Raw genomic sequence first — 17,906 nt, forward strand, 5'->3', positions numbered from 1 at the left:
AATTTAATTAACAATTCGTTAATTACAATCTAATTCCTCTTAAAAAATCTGCGATTTGCATTCTCTTTTTTCCTTCATATTGTATATCTAAAAGCTTAATAAAGCCATCCTTTGTTGCGAACTTCAGGAAAGTTTTTCCATCAGTTAAAAAGCCTCCGGCTGCTATTCCAGGTTCTTTAAGCTCTAATTCTGCTTTAAAAACTTTAAGTGTTTTATCGTTTAAAATAGTAAAAGCTGTTGGGTAGGGGCTTAAACCTCTAATTAAATTGTATACCTCTTGCGTATTATTGTTCCAATTTACTTTACAATCATCCTTAAATATTTTCGGTGCATGTTTAAGTTCTTCGGTCTGGGGTTGTGGTTGCTCTGAAACATTATTTTGTGCTATTGCCGTTACCGTTTTAACTAAAAGTTTAGCACCTAAATCCATCAGTTTATCGTGCAATTCTCCTGCAGTTTCGTCATTACCAATGTCAATGCTATCACTCAAGATAATATCTCCGGTATCTATTTCGTGAGTTAAGAAAAACGTTGTTACCCCACTTTCTTTTTCCCCGTTAATTATGGCATGATTTATTGGTGCGGCACCCCTATATTGTGGTAATAACGAGCCATGTAAATTGATAGTTCCTCTTGGTGGCATATTCCACACAACTTCGGGCAACATTCTAAATGCAACCACAACTTGTAAATCGGCTTGATACGATTTTAATTCAGCTAAAAAATCAGGATTTTTAAGTTTCTCTGGCTGCAAAACCGGAATCTGATGTTCTAATGCATACAATTTTACAGCGCTTTCATTTAACTTTTGTCCACGACCAGCAGGTTTATCTGGAGCCGTAACAACCGCAACAATATTAAAACCAGCTTGCTGTAAGGCAGCTAAAGAAGCTACTGCAAAATCGGGCGTACCCATAAAAACTATTTTCATTTCGATATGTTGTGTTTCTAAAATCAACGTAGGTTGTTGCGTTAAGTTTTGCAAAATAACTAAAATTAAATCATCCTTAAAGGTTAAAATGGTACAAGGCGAAGAAGTTGTTAAAGCAAGCGGATTGGTTTATGTAACCGATGCTATGCCAGGGATTTACCGAAAGGGTAGTCCAAATAAATTTTATTATGAGGATAAAAAGGGTAACAAAATAACAGATCAAAAACATCTTGATAGAATAAAAGCATTGGTGATTCCGCCTGCATGGCAAAATGTGTGGATTGCTAATAAACCAAATGCATATTTACAGGTAACAGGAATTGATGCTGCAGGCAGAAAACAATATCGGTACCACGCAAAGTGGACCAGTCGCCGCTCGGAAGATAAATATTACAGGTTGTATGAGTTCGGTAAAGCATTACCCGAAGCCAGAAAAAAGCTTGCGAAAGATTTAAAACGCAAAGAATTTGATGAGCGAAAAGTACTGGCTATTTCAGTCGATGTGCTTCAAAAAACTTTAATTAGGATTGGTAATGAGAATTATAAACAGCTTTACGGGACTTTTGGCTTAACTACGCTAAGAGATAAACATGTTAAAATAAACGGAAGTAAAATCAACATCGATTTTATAGGAAAAAAAGGAGTGAGGCAGAATGTTGAACTCAATGATAGGACCTTAGCTAATCTGGTAAAAAAATGTCGTGATATTCCTGGTCAGGATTTATTTCAGTTTTATTCAAATGGTAAAGAGCATAAGAGCATCGATTCTGGTAAAATAAACAATTACATTAAAGAACTTACCGGAAATGATTTTACTGCAAAGGATTTCCGAACATGGGGTGGAACATTGGAGGCTTTACGCCAATTCTCTAAATGTGCGGCAGATGGTGTAAACTTAAATACAAAGAAAACTGTAGTAAATGTACTTGATTGTGTGGCAAAGAAATTAGGAAACACTAGAGCAGTTTGTAAAAGCTCTTATGTTTATCCATTGCTAATAACGGCTTACGAGAATAATGAACTTGAAAAGTTCATGAAGAAAATGAATAACAAGAAAGCCGTCGAGAAATTAGGTTACGAACACGATGAAAAAGTAATGTTATCGTTTTTGAAAGCTACTGGTAGCAAGTAAAGTGATATATTTACTTAGAGCCAATAGTTTGGCGCTAAGTAAACATTAAAACATTATTCTTTAGGTGCTTTTTTTATAGAATGAACTGGTTGTTCTTCGTTTTCTCTTTGTTCAGCCGGATTTTCAGTTTTAACAGGTTTTTTCGGTGAACTATCATTAGGTTTTCTGACCGTTTTATTATCAACAGGTTCTCTTCCTTTAGGTACTTCTTCCTGATAATTGCTACCAGGATTATCATTAGTTTTCTTTGGTCCGCTCATAAGTAAATTGTTAATAATATTATTATTCTTATTAACTAACAACACGATTATTTAAACTATTGTTTCGTCATAATTATTAAAGAACAACTGATTATTTATAAAGCAGATATTTTTTTCGCATAGTTTTATAAGCAGATAAGCCTGGTTCCCAACTTGCTCTTATTTCATCCTCTGTTTTACCAGCAATAACTTGCTTTCTGAAATCTGCAACACCAATTAATCTTTCTACAGGCATAGTTTGATTACTTAATGTAGAGTTAAAAAAGTCTTCCTTTTTTGGCGATGCTTTGTATAAATCAATTACCCAGCTTAAGTTTATTCTTTTATTTTTTCTTAAGATATTGGTATCGTAATTCCTTAAATCAATACCATAACAAACCTGATCTTTAAAAATTGGAGTTTCTGCCATTCCTTTTATTCCGGTTGGTGTGTAAGAGAAATCATAAATCCCTTTTAAATACGGTGCACCAATTACTGTAAACGGAAACTGCGTACCCCGACCATGATTAAGGTAAATTCCTTCAAAAAGGCAAGTGCTTGGATATAGCAAAATGGCTTGCTGCGTGTTTAAATTTGGAGATGGTTTAACAGGCAAAGTATATTCCATATCGTGGTTGTAGTTTTCATTTTTGATAACGGTAATTTTGCATTTAACCTTATCCTTTAACCAACCTTCGCCATTAAGCATTTGTGCATATTCGCCAACGGTTAAACCGTGTGCTATAGGAATTGGTTGTATGCCAATGCCCGATTTAAATTTTGGGTCTAAAATTGGTCCATCAATTAAGTAACCATTAGGATTTGGCCGGTCGAAAATTATAAGCTCTTTATTGTTTGCAGCACAAGCTTCCATAACGTGCTGTAAGGTATTTATGTAGGTGTAAAAACGAACGCCAACATCTTGTATATCAAAAATCATTACATCAATACCGCTTAAATCTTCAGCAGTAGGAGTACTATGTTTGCCATATAAAGAAATTACTTTAATGCCCGTTTTTTGATCAATTTCATCACTTACACTTATCCCGGCACTTGCAGCGCCTCTAAAACCATGCTCTGGGCCAAATATCCTTTCGATTTTTACACCACGTTTTACTAAACTATCAACCGAGGTTTGTTTGCCAATTATTGATGTGTTATTCACCACCATGCCCACACGTTTACCTTTTAGCAAAGGCAAATATTTTTCAGTTTGCTCTGCACCTGTTTTAATAGAAGTAGGTAATTTTAAATTATCTTTTATTAAAACTTTACGATTTGCAGGTGCTTTATCACCAATCTGGTTGGCTAGAGGTTTTTGCTCTTGTCCGCAGGCAGAAAGGGAAATTAAGCTTATTAAAGCAAGGCCGATGCATATTTTCATTTTGATAAATTTAATATTGATTAGGAATAAAACAATTTAGCACTTTTTTGATTGTTGTTAGTTGAGTATTGATTATTTTACTAATACTTAATTATTACCAAAAATGGCATTTTTAAAAAGGATTTAAGCATTTTTGCTTTCACTAATTTAATAAGTTTGAATTTCGAATATTTCATAGCGGGGCGAATAGCCATAAAATCAGAACGGACTTTTTCAAAACTCATTGTACGTATAGCAATTGCTGGCGTAATGTTAAGTCTGGCAGTAATGATACTTTCTATCGCAATTATTAAAGGATTTAAAACAGAAATTCAAGATAAGGTACGTGGTTTTCAGGGTGATGTACAAATTACCCGTTATGATTTAAATAACTCATTTGAACATTCGCCATTTGTTTTAGATGCCAAAACAGAAAAGCAGCTAAAGACAAATCCTGATATTAATTATTTTTATCCTTTCGCTACAAAACCCGCAATACTATCAGCAAATAACGAAATAGAAGGTATTAATTTTAAGGGAATAGATAAAACCTACAACTGGAGTTACATTAAACAACATATTATTAGCGGAACAATAATCGATTTTTCTGATAGTACTGCTGCCATGCAAGAGTTGCTAATTTCCAACTACACGGCTAAAAGGTTAAAACTTAAAACTGGTGATGATTTTATCATGTATTTTGTTCAAAATCAACTTCGACCGCGAAAATTTAAAATTGTGGGCGTTTACGATATTGGTGTAGAAGATATAGATAAAGGATTTGTGTTAGGGAATTTGGGTATTGTAAAGCGATTAAACAACTGGAATGCTAACCAGATTGGAGGCGTTGAAATTAAGATTAAAGATTTTGACAAACTCAAACCAGTAGCCGATGATATTTTCGAAAATTTGCCTCAAAACTTAAGATCGTATTCTATTAAAGAAACTATACCAAATATTTTTACGTGGTTAAGTTTACTCGATGTGAATACTAGGGTTTTACTTATTTTAATGCTTATTGTTGGCGTAATAAATATGGTAACAGCATTGCTAATTATGATTTTAGAACGTACAAATATGATTGGCATGTTAAAATCATTTGGTGCAAGCAATTGGAGCATTATGAAAATATTCCTTTACAATGCAGCTTACCTAATCGGAATAGGACTTTTGCTAGGAAACATTCTGGGTTTGGGTTTAGGATTTTTTCAACAATCAACACATATTTTTAAATTAAACCAGGCATCATATTTTCTAGCTTATGCACCAATTGAATTTCATTTTATTGATGTTTTGGGTCTGAATTTGATTACAATTGTAGTTTGCCTAACCGTTTTAATAGTGCCTTCTTTTCTGATAAGCAAAGTTTCGCCATTAAAGGCAATTCGATTTAAATAAAGTCTAATCTCTACTAATTTCGAATTGAATAAATTCTGGGGCTATGGGTGTTGTTGCATTTGGCAATGGGATAACATTGATAAGTTTAATCTCGTATTTCACGTTTGATAAATTGATTATAATATCATCAATTGCGCCAATCTCCTTGCAATCTCCAACGCAGAATTTTAAAGTATGTACATCAAAATCTTCTTGAACTTTTAAATAAACACTTACACTACCTGGTGAAACACAATTCATATTTTCAGGGCAGCGATTATCAACAATACTAATTACCGTAAATGTTGCATTTGCAACTTTTTTTGGGGTATTAATTTTAAATTCTTTTACTTCTTTTATGGTTTCGTGCTTTTTCTTGCAAGCAACAGTCATAGCCAAAAGGCAAATGATAACCATGGGATAATACTTCATAACAAATTATAGGATTTGATTTGATAACGGGTTTGGAGTTAGAAACGCTACATTAAACAGAAAACCAATCTGCTCCTTGTTTCGCAGTTAAAAATTCTGTTCGGGGTTTAAGATCTAGATATGGATAAGTTACTTTCGATAAATACAAACCGGTTGGATGTGCAGGTAGCAATAATTTGGGTGTTTCTAAATTAATCAAATAGCTTTCAAACTCATCTTTGCTTAACTCACCTTTACCTACCAATAAAATTTTACCCATTAAAATTCGTATCATTTTACCTAAAAAGCGATTGCTTGCGATATAAAATCGAATCCTATCACCGTTTTTATCAACCAATAAATCAGCTTCCATAACGTTACAAATGGTGTGCTCATATTTATCAGGATGCGTACAAAACGCTTTATAATCTTTGTACCTTGGAAGTAGGTTTACCACTTCTTTCATTTTATGTACATCGAGATTTTGTTCGTGGTAATACGAACTTTGGCTGTTTAAAAATGGGTCTTTATAGGTATGTACAAAATAATCATATTTCCTTTGTACGGCATCAAAACGGGCGTGAGGTAAGCCTTCCATTTTAATAATATCGAAAACTGCAATTGTTGGTGGCAATGCTTTATTTAAAATATACAGTAGGTCAAAATCAATCTCGGTGTGAATATCAGCATGAAAAAAAAACTGACTTGCATGAACACGAGCATCGGTTCTACCGCATCCGAAAATTGTAATTGGGGTTTTTAAAATTTTCGAGAGGGTTTGCTCGATAACTTCTTGTACGCTTTTTACATTGGGTTGCCGCTGCCAACCGCTAAAATGCTGACCCTGATATGCAATATGAAAGAAGTACCTCAATTGTGTTTCATTAAGCTGCAATTTTACGCAAATTTTCGCATCAGGAATATTAATTTAATAATTTGCAGCTCAATTTAAAACATGAACATTTTAAATTGTCCTTGTGGAAGTGCTTTGCAATATGAAAATTGTTGCCAGCCGTATCATTTAAAAACTAAAACTGCACCAACAGCTGAGGCTTTAATGCGTTCTAGATATTCTGCTTTTGTAGTAGCAGATGGTGATTATTTGTTTGAAACAACTCATCCAAGCAAAAGAAAAGGAAATTCAAAAGATGCTTACTTACAAAGTGCTAAAAACACCAAATGGCTTAAATTGGAAATTGTAAATGCCAAATACGATACAGTAGAATTTAAAGCTTTTTACCTGAATAAGAAATTTCAAACAGAGGTGCTGCATGAGAAATCTAATTTTAAATTGGAAGATGGGAAATGGTATTATGTTGATGGAGAATTTTATTAATATTTCCTTTTATCATTTTGGGACCGCCAAAACCTGATTGGTTGGATTGTAGAGGTATAATTTTATGCGTCGATATCTAAAGTAATTTCAATTTTCCCAGCGTTGGTTTTATACACATCAAGAGCAACCAAATCTAAACTTGCAACATCAAAAACCTCATCATCATTTTTGGAGATGGTTATAAATTTTTCTCTGATTTCGATTAACAATAACTTTCTTGAAAAACCGATGGAAGAAAACAAATGGAAAGATGTTGGTTTTGATAATGGATAATCAACCGATACAATAATGTCGTGTTCGGTAATCACTATTTCATCAGCATCAATTAAGTTTAGTATTTCTTCATTTGCTTTACCAATATTAACCCAGGGCACAATTCCAGCATCAACAGTTTGCGTTGCCCTAATGTTAAAAGTGATGATATTAATTAGGTTTTTAGGTGCCTGGTTATCGTTTATTTCTGAAGTCATAATTAAAGTTTCTTTGCCTCGTTCCAATAAATATCCATTTCGGCAAGTGTCATGTCAGCTAAAGCTTTACCATTTTCTTTGGCTTTATTTTCTAAATATTGAAAACGTTTAATGAATTTTCTATTTGTTTTTTCTAATGCGTTTTCAGGATTGATGTTGATGAAACGAGCATAATTTATCAATGAAAAAAGTACATCTCCAAATTCAGATTCTGCCTTATCTGCATCAATAGCGGTATTATCCGCTACGTTAAATTCTGCTTTAAATTCTTGCAATTCTTCTTCTACTTTCTCCCATACCTGGTTTTTATCCTCCCAATCGAAACCTACACCACGGGCTTTTTCCTGAATTCTTGATGCCTTAACCAAAGCGGGCAAAGAAGTAGGAACACCTGCCAAAACTGATTTATTGCCTTCTTTTAATTTGATTTGTTCCCAATTTCGTTTCACATCTTCCTCATTCTCTACCTCAACATCGCCATAAATATGCGGGTGGCGATTTATCAATTTATCGCAAACACCATTTAAAACGTCGGTAATATCAAAGGCATTGGTTTCAGAAGCAATGCGAGAATAAAAAACTAAATGCATCATCACATCGCCTAATTCCTTTTTAATTTCATCCAAATCGCCTTCTAAAATGGCGTCGCTTAGCTCATAGGTTTCTTCAATGGTTAAATGGCGCAAGGTTTCCATGGTTTGCTTTTTATCCCACGGACATTGCGTTCTCAAAGTATCTAAAACAGTAAGCAAGCGATTGAAGGCATCAGCTGGGTGCTGAGCAGTTTTTGGAATGGGGTTATTCGGCATGGTAAATCATTTATCGAACGCTAAAGTACCAAACCCAAGCGATTAAGAAGAATTGAAACGGAATCCTGAACCATAAATATTCTAATCCTGGCCCAGGTTTATGCAGGTTTTCGTAATTAATTTGATTTTTTGCAGCATAAATATTGGCTGGAAGAATGGCAATCAAGAAAATGATTAATGCAATTCCGGTGTAATAACGTGTGCTTTCGAAACCTAATCCAATGGCGAAAAGGATTTCTAAAATGCCCGTAAAAATCACAATTTCAACTTTTTTGGGGATGAAAAGCGGAATCATTGCAGCCATACTGGTTTTGAACTTGAAATGGCCTATCGCCGTAAAGATTAGCATTACACTCATGGCAATGTTGCCAGCAAAAATGTTTCCTTTGTCAAATTGGGTGTGGCTACCAAAAGCTAATAGCGCTACGAAAACGATAAGTAATACGAAGAGGGGTTTCATAAAGGTTAGATATTGCTCAAATTTAAGCTAAAATTTACATCTCTCATGAACGCTCGATATGGAATTTTGTTTTCTGCAGGAACCGGACATATCTGAACCTCATTGATGTAATTTTTTCGCTGCACTCTGCACACTCTCTTCAAGGAAAGGGGATGAAGGGGTGACGTTTTTACTACGATATTAAATTAAAGGCGATTAAAACTGTAGCAACAAAAAGTACAATTAAACCCGATAAAAATATAACGTCGGCTGTTTGCTCTAACCGCTGACTAACAGTTTCGCCTTTCCGCATGGATATAAAAGATAAGATACAGCTCGTCATAAAGCACATAACTGCAGCAACGGCAAATTCATCAATTAGCGAACTATCAGATAGATTTAGCTTTTTTAAAGAGGTTAAAACGATAAAACAAATGCCCAGTAAATTGGCAGATGTGCTTAAAATATGCGGAGAGCGATTTTCTGCCATATTAATCTTTTTCCTCTAATTTTATCCTTTTTGTGATTCTGTAAACACGCTTTTTCTTTTCCGGTTTGTGCTCTTCGCCCATTAAAATTCCCCACGGTTTAAGCGTATCAACCCTATCGAAAATAATTTTTAAAATAGCTAAATAAGGGATGCATAAAAACATACCTGAAATTCCCCAAATCATTTCACCAACTACAATACCAATAAAAGCAAATAAGGCATTAATTTTAACCTTCGAACCTACCACCAAAGGCATTAAAATATTCCCGTCCAAAGCGTGTACACCTATAAAAACTACCAGAACCAATAAAACTTTGCCGGCTCCGGCGGTTGCAAAAGTAATTAAGCAGCTTACTACTAAGGCGAAAAATATTCCCAGATAGGGCACAACATTAAAAATACCAGCTACCAAACCCAACAATACCGCGTATTTAACACCCAATAAACTCAAAATTCCAATCATTAAAACAGTTACAATAAGCATTTGTAAAAACAAACCGATGATGTATTTTTTTATGATAAATTGAATTTGATTTACAATTTCAGTAACCTTCTCTTTGTGTTCTTGCTTAAAAACGGAAGTTAAGAAGGTGAATAAAACCCTGCGGTAATTTAAAATGAAAAACGTAAATAATAACGTAAAGGCTAAAAATAATAAGGTAGAAGATAGTGTTGCTAGTGTTGTAGCAACTATTGTGGCACTTGTTGCTAAAGCCTTTTCGGTGCTATCGTTTAGGTAGGCCAGCTGTTTTTCGGTATTTACATTAAAAGTAGTCGATATCCAATGTTGCAGTTCGTGAAACGAAACGTTTGCTTTTTGCTTCAGAAGAGGCCAATCTGCCCATAAATCGCTTAGCTGGTTGCCGAAGAAATATATGATGCCACTAATTACAGCTATCATTAATATTACCGAAACTATGGTTGATAAACTTCTTCTAAATTTAAATTTTTGCTCTAAAAAATTCCCAACAGGCAATAATAAAATTGCCATTAAGAAAGAAAAAAGCAATGGAGCCAATAGCGATTGACCCAATATCGCGATATAGGTTAAACTGATTAAACAGAAAAGTACAAGGGCAAGTTTCGGGAGAAAAGATAGTTTTTCTTTCATAATGGTTTTAAATCCTGTTAAATACAAAATGCCCGACTAAATGTTTCAATGGCGCATTTAAATATAGCAGATTATTTTAAAAGCTAATTATTACGTGTAAAAAAGACTTCTACAATTTTCGAAAAGCAATCTACCATTTCATTTTAACGTTCGTCCCGTGTTGCGCTAAACCTTTTATACCTATTTCGCTACGCTTAAGCGGTATAAAAGTGTATCGCTGCACCCGGGTTTAGGCACTTTTGTTTGTGCAACTATTTAAGTTTTCCTGCAAAATCCCCAAACATCATGGTTAATAATTACACTTTCATAGCCCTTAGCATTTCTCTTTTTCCTAGTGCTCCAGGTAATTTTTCAATGTTAAAGCCATTGGCTTTAACGGCTCTTTTAAGTTTCCCGGTGATGGCGTAGGTTACAAAAGTTCCGCCTGGTTTTAAGAAACTGCAAGCATGAGCAATTATTTCATCACTCCACATTTCTGGCTGGTGTTGAACCGAAAATGCATCGTAATAAATTACATCAAAAAGTTTGTCAATATCAAAATCAGCTAATGTTTTGTACGGAATCTCCAAGTTGCAAAAGGGTAACAAAGTTTGCTCATCTTTTAACGCATCTTCGTAATTTGCAATAAAGGTAGCCCAGGTTTGCTCAGATACATATTCTGAATAGCCAGTTTGGTTTATCACATCGAGTGTAAGTGGATATGCCTCAATGCTGGTATAATTGAGTTTAATGTTGTTTGAAATACAATATTCTAAACTCAAAATGAAATTTAATCCTGTACCAAAACCAACTTCCAAAACTGAAATCTCATTTTTTCCTGCTGATGCAAATTTTAGCCCTGCCTCTATAAAAACATGTTTGCTTTCTTGCAAGGCCCCATGTTTGCTATGGTAATGTTCGCCAATGGTTTCGTTGTAAAGTGTGTTTGAACCATCGGCAGTGAGGGTAATTATATTCATTAGCAGGATTAAAAAATTTTTGAACAGGATTATTGGATTATAAGATTTTCAGGATTTTTGTGCAGAATTGTTATTTTAGTATCGAGTTACAAACATAGCTAAATTAGTGTTTGTTTACCTAAACCCTAAACCCAAAGATGGATATCGAATCTTTTAGAGAATATTGTTTAAGTCTGCCAGGTACTACCGAAGGCATGAAATGGGAGCATTTGTGCTTTATGGTTGAGGAGAAGATTTACATCATTATCGCTATTGATAACGGCTGTAGGTTTTCCATAAAGTGCAATCCTGACGAATTTGATGCGCTTACGGCTAGAGATGGAATTGCACAAGCTTTTCATCTGGCCAAACGCCAATGGATACAAGTTGAAAATTTGGATGTGCTGAATGATAAAGAACTTAAAGCTAGAGTATCAGAATCAAGAGCTATGGTGTTAGCAAAACTGCCTAAGAAGATTCAGGCGAAATATTCGTAAATTTAATTTGAATAATTAGTTAATGATGTAAACATCGTTCTTTTATTTATGATGTGTCAATCTTGTGTTTACCTATTCGTATTAATAATCGTTTGATATGGTATCCTAAGCAATTTTATTAAATACATTGAATTATGCCAACAGAAATTATAAACACAACTCCTGATAGTGAAATTGTAAGTTCACGAATTTTTGATGTAGCAAGAGAAATTCTTTACAGTGCTTGGTCTAAGCCAAACCATCTTAAAAATTGGTGGGGTCCGAATGGCTTTACCAACACATTTAACACATTCGACTTCCGGGTTGGTGGCAAGTGGAGTTTTATTATGCACGGGCCCGATAAAGGGAATTATGCAAACGAATGTGAATTTATCAAGATAGATGAACCATCATTAATCGCTTGGAAACGTCATTCTAAGCCATACTTTCAAGTTGTTGCTGTTTTTGAGAAAATCTCAGTTAATAAAACCAAACTCATTTTTAAAATGCTATTTGAAACAACGGAGGAGTGCAAGAAAATAAAACCTTTTGTGGTAGATAAAAACGAAGAAAATTTTGATAGGCTTGAAGTTGAATTGACTAGGATGAAATATTAGTCAATTTTCATTAAATCAGCTTTAATAATAATAGCTCCCCAAACTTACTGCTTCGATTCATCCTTCTTTATTCCTTTATCACCGTTTAATTCTTTCGATTTCATAATATTGAAACGGTACATTTCCTCAATTCCTACAAGTTTACGGGTACATTTTTCTATATCTGTTCCTTCCTCCCATAAATAAGGTCGGAAGCTATAAGTTTTGGTGCCATCCAAGTTGGCAATAAATTGATTCCAGGTGCTCCAACGTAAGCCTTTGTAAAATTTAGAAAGGTCGCTATCAAAACAAAATACCAAGAACTCGCCATAACCCGCACCGAGTGGTTGCCAGGTTAAACTATTCGGCTCAAGGTAATACACGTTTTTGATGTCTTTCCCTAAACCACCATAATTAATGGCGAAAAATCCACCCACAGCATCGTCAGCAATCAATAAATAAGGAATGTTATCGCCGTATTCTTTAATGGTTTTGCCTTTATTCCATTCTGCAATATCTCTGGTTAAACGTTCACTTCCCGAACCTAAAATTCTAATCCAGCCATTGTCAATCATAATTCCACCAGTATTATAAATTACCGAACCCAACGTTGCATAAGTGGTCATTTGTGAATTGTACAAAACATCCTTGGCTTTTGCAGAATCAACAGGTAAAACCTCAACTTTATTTTTAGCAGAATCAATCCATTTTTTTACCAACGGCCATGCAGGGTCGGTTTTATTGATTAATTTATCTAAGCTTATTAATTTATTTTGCGCTGATGATGCTATGTAAACTAAAGATAAACTGAAGATAAGTATGGTTTTGATTATGATTTTCATGTTTGGGTTTTATGTACTCAAAGATATAATGATAATTAATAGTTTTGGATAGTATGAGATTTTTTTGAATTGATAAAGTAACTATTTAAAAACTTAATTATTTGATAAGAAATTATAGTAGAACTTGTATTAAAACAAAACGCTCCCGAATTATCGGGAGCGTTCGCAATATAGGTTTGATATTCCTCTCGGGGATGAAAATCTTTAGTATTTAAGCATTGAGAATTGTACCTCAACCTTAATTACCACATTCTAATTCTATCTTCGGGCTTTTTATATAATTTATCGCCAGGTTTAACATCAAAAGCTGTGTACCAAGCATCCATATTTACCGGGGCACCAATAGTACGGTATGGTCCAGGAGAGTGTGGGTCGGTTTTGATTAATTGTGCTGCACTTTCTGGTAAGATATTTCCTCTCCAAACTTGTGCCCATGCCAAAAAGAAACGTTGGTCTGGCGTGAAACCATCAATTTTTTCATTGCTTTGGCCTTGTTTTGTCATTTTGAAAGCCGTGTAAGCAGCATTCAAACCACCTAAATCGCCGATGTTTTCACCCATGGTCAATTTTCCAATTACATGTACGGTATCCAAAACGGTATAAGCATCAAATTGCTCACCTAGAGCTTTTGTTTTCTCTTCAAACTTTTTACGGTCTTCAGCTGTCCACCAATTTTTTAAATTACCATGTGCATCATACTGACTACCGCTATCATCAAAACCATGACTCATTTCATGCCCAATAACAGCACCAATACCGCCATAGTTTAAAGCATCATCAGCATTTGGGTGAAAGAAAGGGAATTGTAAAATCCCGGCAGGGAAAGTAATATCATTCATAGTTGGACTGTAGGATGCATTCACCGTAGGCGGCGTCATACCGAAACGGTTGCGATCTACAGGTTTGCCTAATCTATTTACATTTTCATTATATGCCCAAGTGCTAGCGTTGCGCAAGTTTTGGAAGTAAGCATTTCTGTTAATTTCTAAACCTGTATAAGTTTCCCACTTCGTGGTGTAACCCACTTTTGGTTTAAAAGCAGCAAGTTTTTCTAAAGCTTTTTTCTTGGTTTCAGCACTCATCCATTCTAAACCATTAATTCTGATTTCGAAAGCCTTACGCAGATTTACAATCATGGCATCCATACGGGCTTTGGCTTCAGGTTTAAAATATTTAGCAACATAAAGCTGACCTAATAATTCGCCAATTGTGCCATCCGTTAAAGACGACATGCGTTGCCAACGAGGTGTTTGTACCTTTTGTCCTGTTTGTGCTTGCGTAAAAGCGAAACTTGCTTTAACAAACGGAGAACTTAAACTTCCAGCCGAACCTTTTAAAACATTCCACTCTAAATAGGTTTTCCAATCGGCAACCGAAACAGATTTTAACATTCCATCTACACTTGCCAAAAACTTAGGCGAAGAAACCAATACAGTATCTTGTCCTTTAATTTTAAATTTTGGTAAAAAAGTTGCCCAGTTAATGTCAGGGGTTTTTTTATTTAATTCTGCAACTGTAAGTTTGTTGTAGGTTGCATAAGGATCACGCATTTCTAAACGGCTCATTTGCGCCTCAGCAAATTGCTTTTCAATTTTAAAAACGGTTTCTGATTTTTGTTTTGCAACTTCAGGGCTGCTACCAGTTAAGGTAAATAGCGTAGTCATGTAGGTATTGTAAGCCTCACGAATTTTCACACTACGCGTATCATCTTTTAAATAATAATCGCGGTCTGGCAAAGTTGTACCACCCTGACCAATGTTAACCATGTATTTATTAACATTTTTACGATCTTGTCCTACACCAACACCAAACATTGGTCCACCTAAACCATTTACACGCATGTACGCAACCTGGTCTAAAACGCCTTGAATATCTTTTATTTGTTTGATTTTTTCTAAATCAGCTTTGATTGGGGTGTAGCCTAATTTTTCGATGGTTACGGTATCCATCGCAGCAGCGAAGAAATCGCCAACCCTACGTTTAACAGAGCCAACAGGTGCAGTTTTATCTGCGGCAGCATCTTCTACTAATGTTTTAACAGCATTAATATTAAAATCACGAAGTTCGTTAAATGAACCCCAACGTGTTTCTTTTGCAGGTACTGGATTTTTTTTTATCCAATTTCCGCTCGCATAAGTATAAAAATCATCGCCTGGTTTTACAGATAAATCCATGTTAGCAGGGTCGATAAACTTTTTGGTGGTTTGTGCATTTGCAGAAAATCCTGCCGCAACTATTCCAAGTGCCGCAAAATATCTTTTCAAATTTTGGTATTTCATTCGCTTAATAAGTTAGTAATTAAGCGAAATTTAGCAAATACAAACTAAAACTGGTACTATATAATAGAAATATTACCTATTAAACCAGTAGTAAATTTTAGCTAAGCCTAAACGCCTAATAAAATCTGTAGGAGAAAAATGGAATTTTAGAGATTTCATGATTTTTTTAATCTTTATACACTATTAACATTATTTAACATAATTTATTGTGTAGATGTGATAAATTTCATTATTAAGAATGATTCAGGATAAAGTTCGGATTTTATAAATAGTGCCTATTTAGGTTTACAAGATTTAGAAAAGAATGTTCAGTATTGCATTGGGTTTTGTAGTCCCGCTTTTTGCTGCAACAAAAGCAGAAAAAGCTTTTGGTTTTCGCCGCAATCGGGTTTATTTAACGTTGTGTATTGCTACTATGTGCGCCATTTAAACCCAGCGAATCCAAAAACCTGGAAGCTTTATATCGCCTTTATTAAACTTTTACTGTGAGATAGAATTATTTCCGTTGCTGTTAGGTTTAACTAACTTTGTGTATCGCTACCATTTTAGCCATAAACACGACAAAGCGAAAAACCCACAAGCCAATTTTTCTTTGGCTGAGGATTTGTAGCGATGGCGGGAGCAAAGGCACCTAAATGCTACTGTTTTTGCTTTTCAAAAAAAATAGTTTTAAAAAATTACAATGAGTCATACCCACAATAACGAAGATAGCTGTTGCAGCAAGCCACAATCCGAACATAAACATGTACACGTGGAGGGCGAGGAGCACGACCATGGCGGCGACCCATCATCATTTAAAACCTATCTACCTGCAGTAGTTACGCTTACTATGTTACTGATTGGTATTGCTTTAGATAGTGTATTTAAGGTCGAAGCCTTTAAAATCATCAGACCATATTGGTATATTTTAGCATATCTACCGGTTGGCGTTCCGGTTTTACGCGAGGTTTGGGAAACCTTTAGAGCGAAAGATTTCTTCACCGAATTTTCATTAATGTCTATCGCTACCATTGGTGCTTTTGCCATTGGCGAATACCCTGAAGGCGTAACTGTGATGCTTTTTTACACCATTGGAGAACTTTTTCAAATGGCTGCGGTAAACCGGGCAAAGAGAAATATTTCTGCCTTGTTAGATGTAAGAGCAGATGCTGCAACGGTTTTGCGCCTCGGAAAATACGAAACCGTAAAACCCGAAACTGTAGTAATTGGCGAAACGATTCAAATTAAAGCAGGTGAGAAAATTCCTTTGGATGGAGAAATGCTGTCAGAGAAAAGCAGCTTTAACACGGCTGCCTTAACAGGCGAAAGCAAACCAAAAACTATTAATAAAGGCGAAAATGTTTTGGCAGGAATGCTAAATCTGGATAGGGTTATCGAAATAAAAGTGACAAAGGCTTACGCTGATAGCGCTTTGGCCCGCATTTTAGAAATGGTACAAAATGCTACAACACGCAAAGCTAAAACCGAGTTGTTTATCCGGAAATTTGCAAAGATTTATACACCAATAGTGTTCTTTCTTGCCTTGGCTTTGGTTAGCGTTCCATTTTTTGTGTTGGGTAACGATTATCATTTTCAAACCTGGTTGTACCGTTCATTGGTATTTTTGGTAATTTCTTGTCCTTGTGCTTTAGTAATTTCTATTCCATTGGGTTATTTTGGAGGCATCGGGGCTGCATCAGCACATGGAATTTTATTTAAAGGGTCTAACTTTTTAGATTTAATTACCAAACTAAACACCGTGGTAATGGATAAAACCGGAACACTTACGAAAGGTGTTTTTAAGGTGCAAAAAATAGAAAGCAATGTTGATGAGAAGGAGTTTTTAAATTTTTTAACTGCGGTTGAGGCTAAATCTACACACCCTATTGCAAAAGCGATCGTTGATTATGCAGGCGAAAAGGAAATTCATCCTGCCGAAAATATAGAAGAAATTGCCGGAATGGGTTTGGAAGGAACCGTAAATGGTAAAGAGATTTTGGCAGGAAATGTTAAGCTTTTACAAAAATTCAATATTGATTATGATGCAAAAATTGTAGATATTGAAGAAAGCATTGTGGTTGTTGCGGTAGATGGAAAATATGCTGGATATGTTTTAATTGCTGATGAAATTAAAGAGGATGCAGCTGAGGCCATAAAATTACTTCATACAAATGGAGTTAAACAAGTGGTGATGCTTAGTGGTGATAAATCATCAATCGTTAGAAAAGTTGCCGGGGTTTTGGGTATCGATACTTTTTATGGTGATTTATTGCCTGAAGAAAAGGTTGCCAAACTAGAAGAGATTAAGAAAGATAAAACCAGAGTTGTAGCTTTTGTTGGCGATGGGATAAACGATACACCTGTGTTGGCCATCAGCGATATTGGAATGGCTATGGGAGCGATGGGTAGTGATGCAGCCATCGAAACTGCAGATGTGGTTATTCAAACCGACCAACCATCGAAAATTGCTACGGCAATTCGAATAGGCAAAGCCACCAGAAATGTTGTTATTCAAAATATGGTATTGGCTTTTGCGGTTAAGGCTTTAGTTTTGATTTTGGGTGCGCGTGGCTTGGCTACCATGTGGGAGGCTGTTTTTGCCGATGTTGGCGTGGCATTGTTGGCCATTTTAAATGCAGTTAGAATTCAGAAAATGAAATTTTAGGTTGAATGAATTTTAGTATATTT

General features: G+C 35.2%; 19 protein-coding genes. 6 read left to right on the forward strand and 13 right to left on the reverse strand.

The window, feature by feature from the left end; translation table 11 throughout:
* Positions 1 to 22: 22 nt before the first annotated feature.
* Positions 23 to 931, reverse strand: a complete 909-nt coding sequence (gene fmt, locus ACFOWA_RS02650; protein ID WP_378981510.1) for a methionyl-tRNA formyltransferase — start codon at positions 929 to 931, stop codon at positions 23 to 25.
* Positions 932 to 1,019: 88 nt separating this feature from the next.
* Between fmt and ACFOWA_RS02655 the strand changes: the two genes are divergently transcribed.
* Entirely contained in the window at positions 1,020 to 2,063 is a 1,044-nt protein-coding gene (locus ACFOWA_RS02655; protein WP_378981512.1) for a DNA topoisomerase IB, read from the forward strand.
* A gap of 53 nt (positions 2,064 to 2,116) precedes the next feature.
* On the opposite strand, the gene ACFOWA_RS02660 is transcribed toward ACFOWA_RS02655, so the two are convergent.
* On the reverse strand, positions 2,117 to 2,323 hold the full coding sequence (locus ACFOWA_RS02660; protein ID WP_378981514.1) for a hypothetical protein: 207 nt from the start codon (positions 2,321 to 2,323) through the stop codon (positions 2,117 to 2,119).
* 91 nt (positions 2,324 to 2,414) lie between these two features.
* Positions 2,415 to 3,686 (reverse strand): exo-beta-N-acetylmuramidase NamZ family protein, encoded by a 1,272-nt coding sequence (locus tag ACFOWA_RS02665; RefSeq protein ID WP_378981516.1) that lies wholly within the window; start codon positions 3,684 to 3,686, stop codon positions 2,415 to 2,417.
* A 156-nt stretch (positions 3,687 to 3,842) separates the two neighbouring features.
* Here ACFOWA_RS02665 and ACFOWA_RS02670 point away from each other — a divergent pair, with 156 nt between their 5' ends.
* Complete coding sequence (locus tag ACFOWA_RS02670; protein WP_378981518.1) at positions 3,843 to 5,063, forward strand: ABC transporter permease; 1,221 nt, start codon at positions 3,843 to 3,845, stop codon at positions 5,061 to 5,063.
* A 3-nt stretch (positions 5,064 to 5,066) separates the two neighbouring features.
* On the opposite strand, the gene ACFOWA_RS02675 is transcribed toward ACFOWA_RS02670, so the two are convergent.
* Both ACFOWA_RS02675 and ACFOWA_RS02680 read right to left on the reverse strand, forming a co-directional pair.
* Positions 5,067 to 5,474 carry a hypothetical protein gene (locus ACFOWA_RS02675; RefSeq protein WP_378981520.1) on the reverse strand — a complete coding sequence of 136 codons (408 nt, stop codon included), beginning with the start codon at positions 5,472 to 5,474 and terminating at the stop codon, positions 5,067 to 5,069.
* Positions 5,475 to 5,526: 52 nt separating this feature from the next.
* Positions 5,527 to 6,327, reverse strand: coding sequence for a tRNA pseudouridine synthase A (locus tag ACFOWA_RS02680; RefSeq protein WP_378981522.1), 801 nt, complete (start codon positions 6,325 to 6,327; stop codon positions 5,527 to 5,529).
* Positions 6,328 to 6,408: 81 nt separating this feature from the next.
* Here ACFOWA_RS02680 and ACFOWA_RS02685 point away from each other — a divergent pair, with 81 nt between their 5' ends.
* A complete protein-coding gene (locus tag ACFOWA_RS02685; protein ID WP_378981524.1) occupies positions 6,409 to 6,789 on the forward strand; it encodes a YchJ family protein in 381 nt (126 codons plus the stop codon).
* A 62-nt stretch (positions 6,790 to 6,851) separates the two neighbouring features.
* On the opposite strand, the gene ACFOWA_RS02690 is transcribed toward ACFOWA_RS02685, so the two are convergent.
* From ACFOWA_RS02690 to mnmD, 6 genes are all read right to left on the reverse strand, one after another.
* On the reverse strand, positions 6,852 to 7,259 hold the full coding sequence (locus ACFOWA_RS02690; protein ID WP_378981526.1) for a hypothetical protein: 408 nt from the start codon (positions 7,257 to 7,259) through the stop codon (positions 6,852 to 6,854).
* Between the two features lie 2 nt (positions 7,260 to 7,261).
* The gene (gene mazG, locus ACFOWA_RS02695) at positions 7,262 to 8,068 is read right to left on the reverse strand and encodes a nucleoside triphosphate pyrophosphohydrolase (RefSeq protein ID WP_378981528.1); all 807 of its coding nucleotides are present in this window, start codon (positions 8,066 to 8,068) and stop codon (positions 7,262 to 7,264) included.
* A 10-nt stretch (positions 8,069 to 8,078) separates the two neighbouring features.
* Positions 8,079 to 8,528: a DoxX family protein gene (locus ACFOWA_RS02700; RefSeq protein ID WP_378981529.1), complete on the reverse strand. Its 450-nt coding sequence runs from the start codon at positions 8,526 to 8,528 to the stop codon at positions 8,079 to 8,081.
* A gap of 172 nt (positions 8,529 to 8,700) precedes the next feature.
* Complete coding sequence (locus tag ACFOWA_RS02705) at positions 8,701 to 8,997, reverse strand: hypothetical protein (RefSeq protein WP_378981531.1); 297 nt, start codon at positions 8,995 to 8,997, stop codon at positions 8,701 to 8,703.
* 1 nt (position 8,998) lies between these two features.
* Positions 8,999 to 10,108, reverse strand: a complete 1,110-nt coding sequence (locus tag ACFOWA_RS02710) for an AI-2E family transporter (protein ID WP_378981533.1) — start codon at positions 10,106 to 10,108, stop codon at positions 8,999 to 9,001.
* A gap of 296 nt (positions 10,109 to 10,404) precedes the next feature.
* Positions 10,405 to 11,067, reverse strand: a complete 663-nt coding sequence (gene mnmD / locus ACFOWA_RS02715) for a tRNA (5-methylaminomethyl-2-thiouridine)(34)-methyltransferase MnmD (RefSeq protein WP_378981535.1) — start codon at positions 11,065 to 11,067, stop codon at positions 10,405 to 10,407.
* Between the two features lie 137 nt (positions 11,068 to 11,204).
* Between mnmD and ACFOWA_RS02720 the strand changes: the two genes are divergently transcribed.
* Together ACFOWA_RS02720 and ACFOWA_RS02725 are read left to right on the forward strand one after the other, a co-directional pair.
* Entirely contained in the window at positions 11,205 to 11,543 is a 339-nt protein-coding gene (locus ACFOWA_RS02720; RefSeq protein ID WP_378981537.1) for an MmcQ/YjbR family DNA-binding protein, read from the forward strand.
* Between the two features lie 134 nt (positions 11,544 to 11,677).
* Positions 11,678 to 12,139 carry an SRPBCC family protein gene (locus tag ACFOWA_RS02725; RefSeq protein ID WP_378981539.1) on the forward strand — a complete coding sequence of 154 codons (462 nt, stop codon included), beginning with the start codon at positions 11,678 to 11,680 and terminating at the stop codon, positions 12,137 to 12,139.
* Between the two features lie 44 nt (positions 12,140 to 12,183).
* Here ACFOWA_RS02725 and ACFOWA_RS02730 read toward each other — a convergent pair whose 3' ends face one another.
* Positions 12,184 to 12,960 carry a DUF2625 domain-containing protein gene (locus tag ACFOWA_RS02730; protein ID WP_378981541.1) on the reverse strand — a complete coding sequence of 259 codons (777 nt, stop codon included), beginning with the start codon at positions 12,958 to 12,960 and terminating at the stop codon, positions 12,184 to 12,186.
* 242 nt (positions 12,961 to 13,202) lie between these two features.
* Entirely contained in the window at positions 13,203 to 15,239 is a 2,037-nt protein-coding gene (locus ACFOWA_RS02735; RefSeq protein WP_378981543.1) for a M13 family metallopeptidase, read from the reverse strand.
* 682 nt (positions 15,240 to 15,921) lie between these two features.
* On the opposite strand from ACFOWA_RS02735, the gene ACFOWA_RS02740 reads away from it, so the two are divergent.
* Entirely contained in the window at positions 15,922 to 17,883 is a 1,962-nt protein-coding gene (locus tag ACFOWA_RS02740; protein WP_378981545.1) for a heavy metal translocating P-type ATPase, read from the forward strand.
* Positions 17,884 to 17,906: the final 23 nt, after the last annotated feature.

The organism is Pedobacter lithocola (assembly GCF_042650845.1).
GTDB classification, from domain to species: domain Bacteria; phylum Bacteroidota; class Bacteroidia; order Sphingobacteriales; family Sphingobacteriaceae; genus Pedobacter; species Pedobacter lithocola.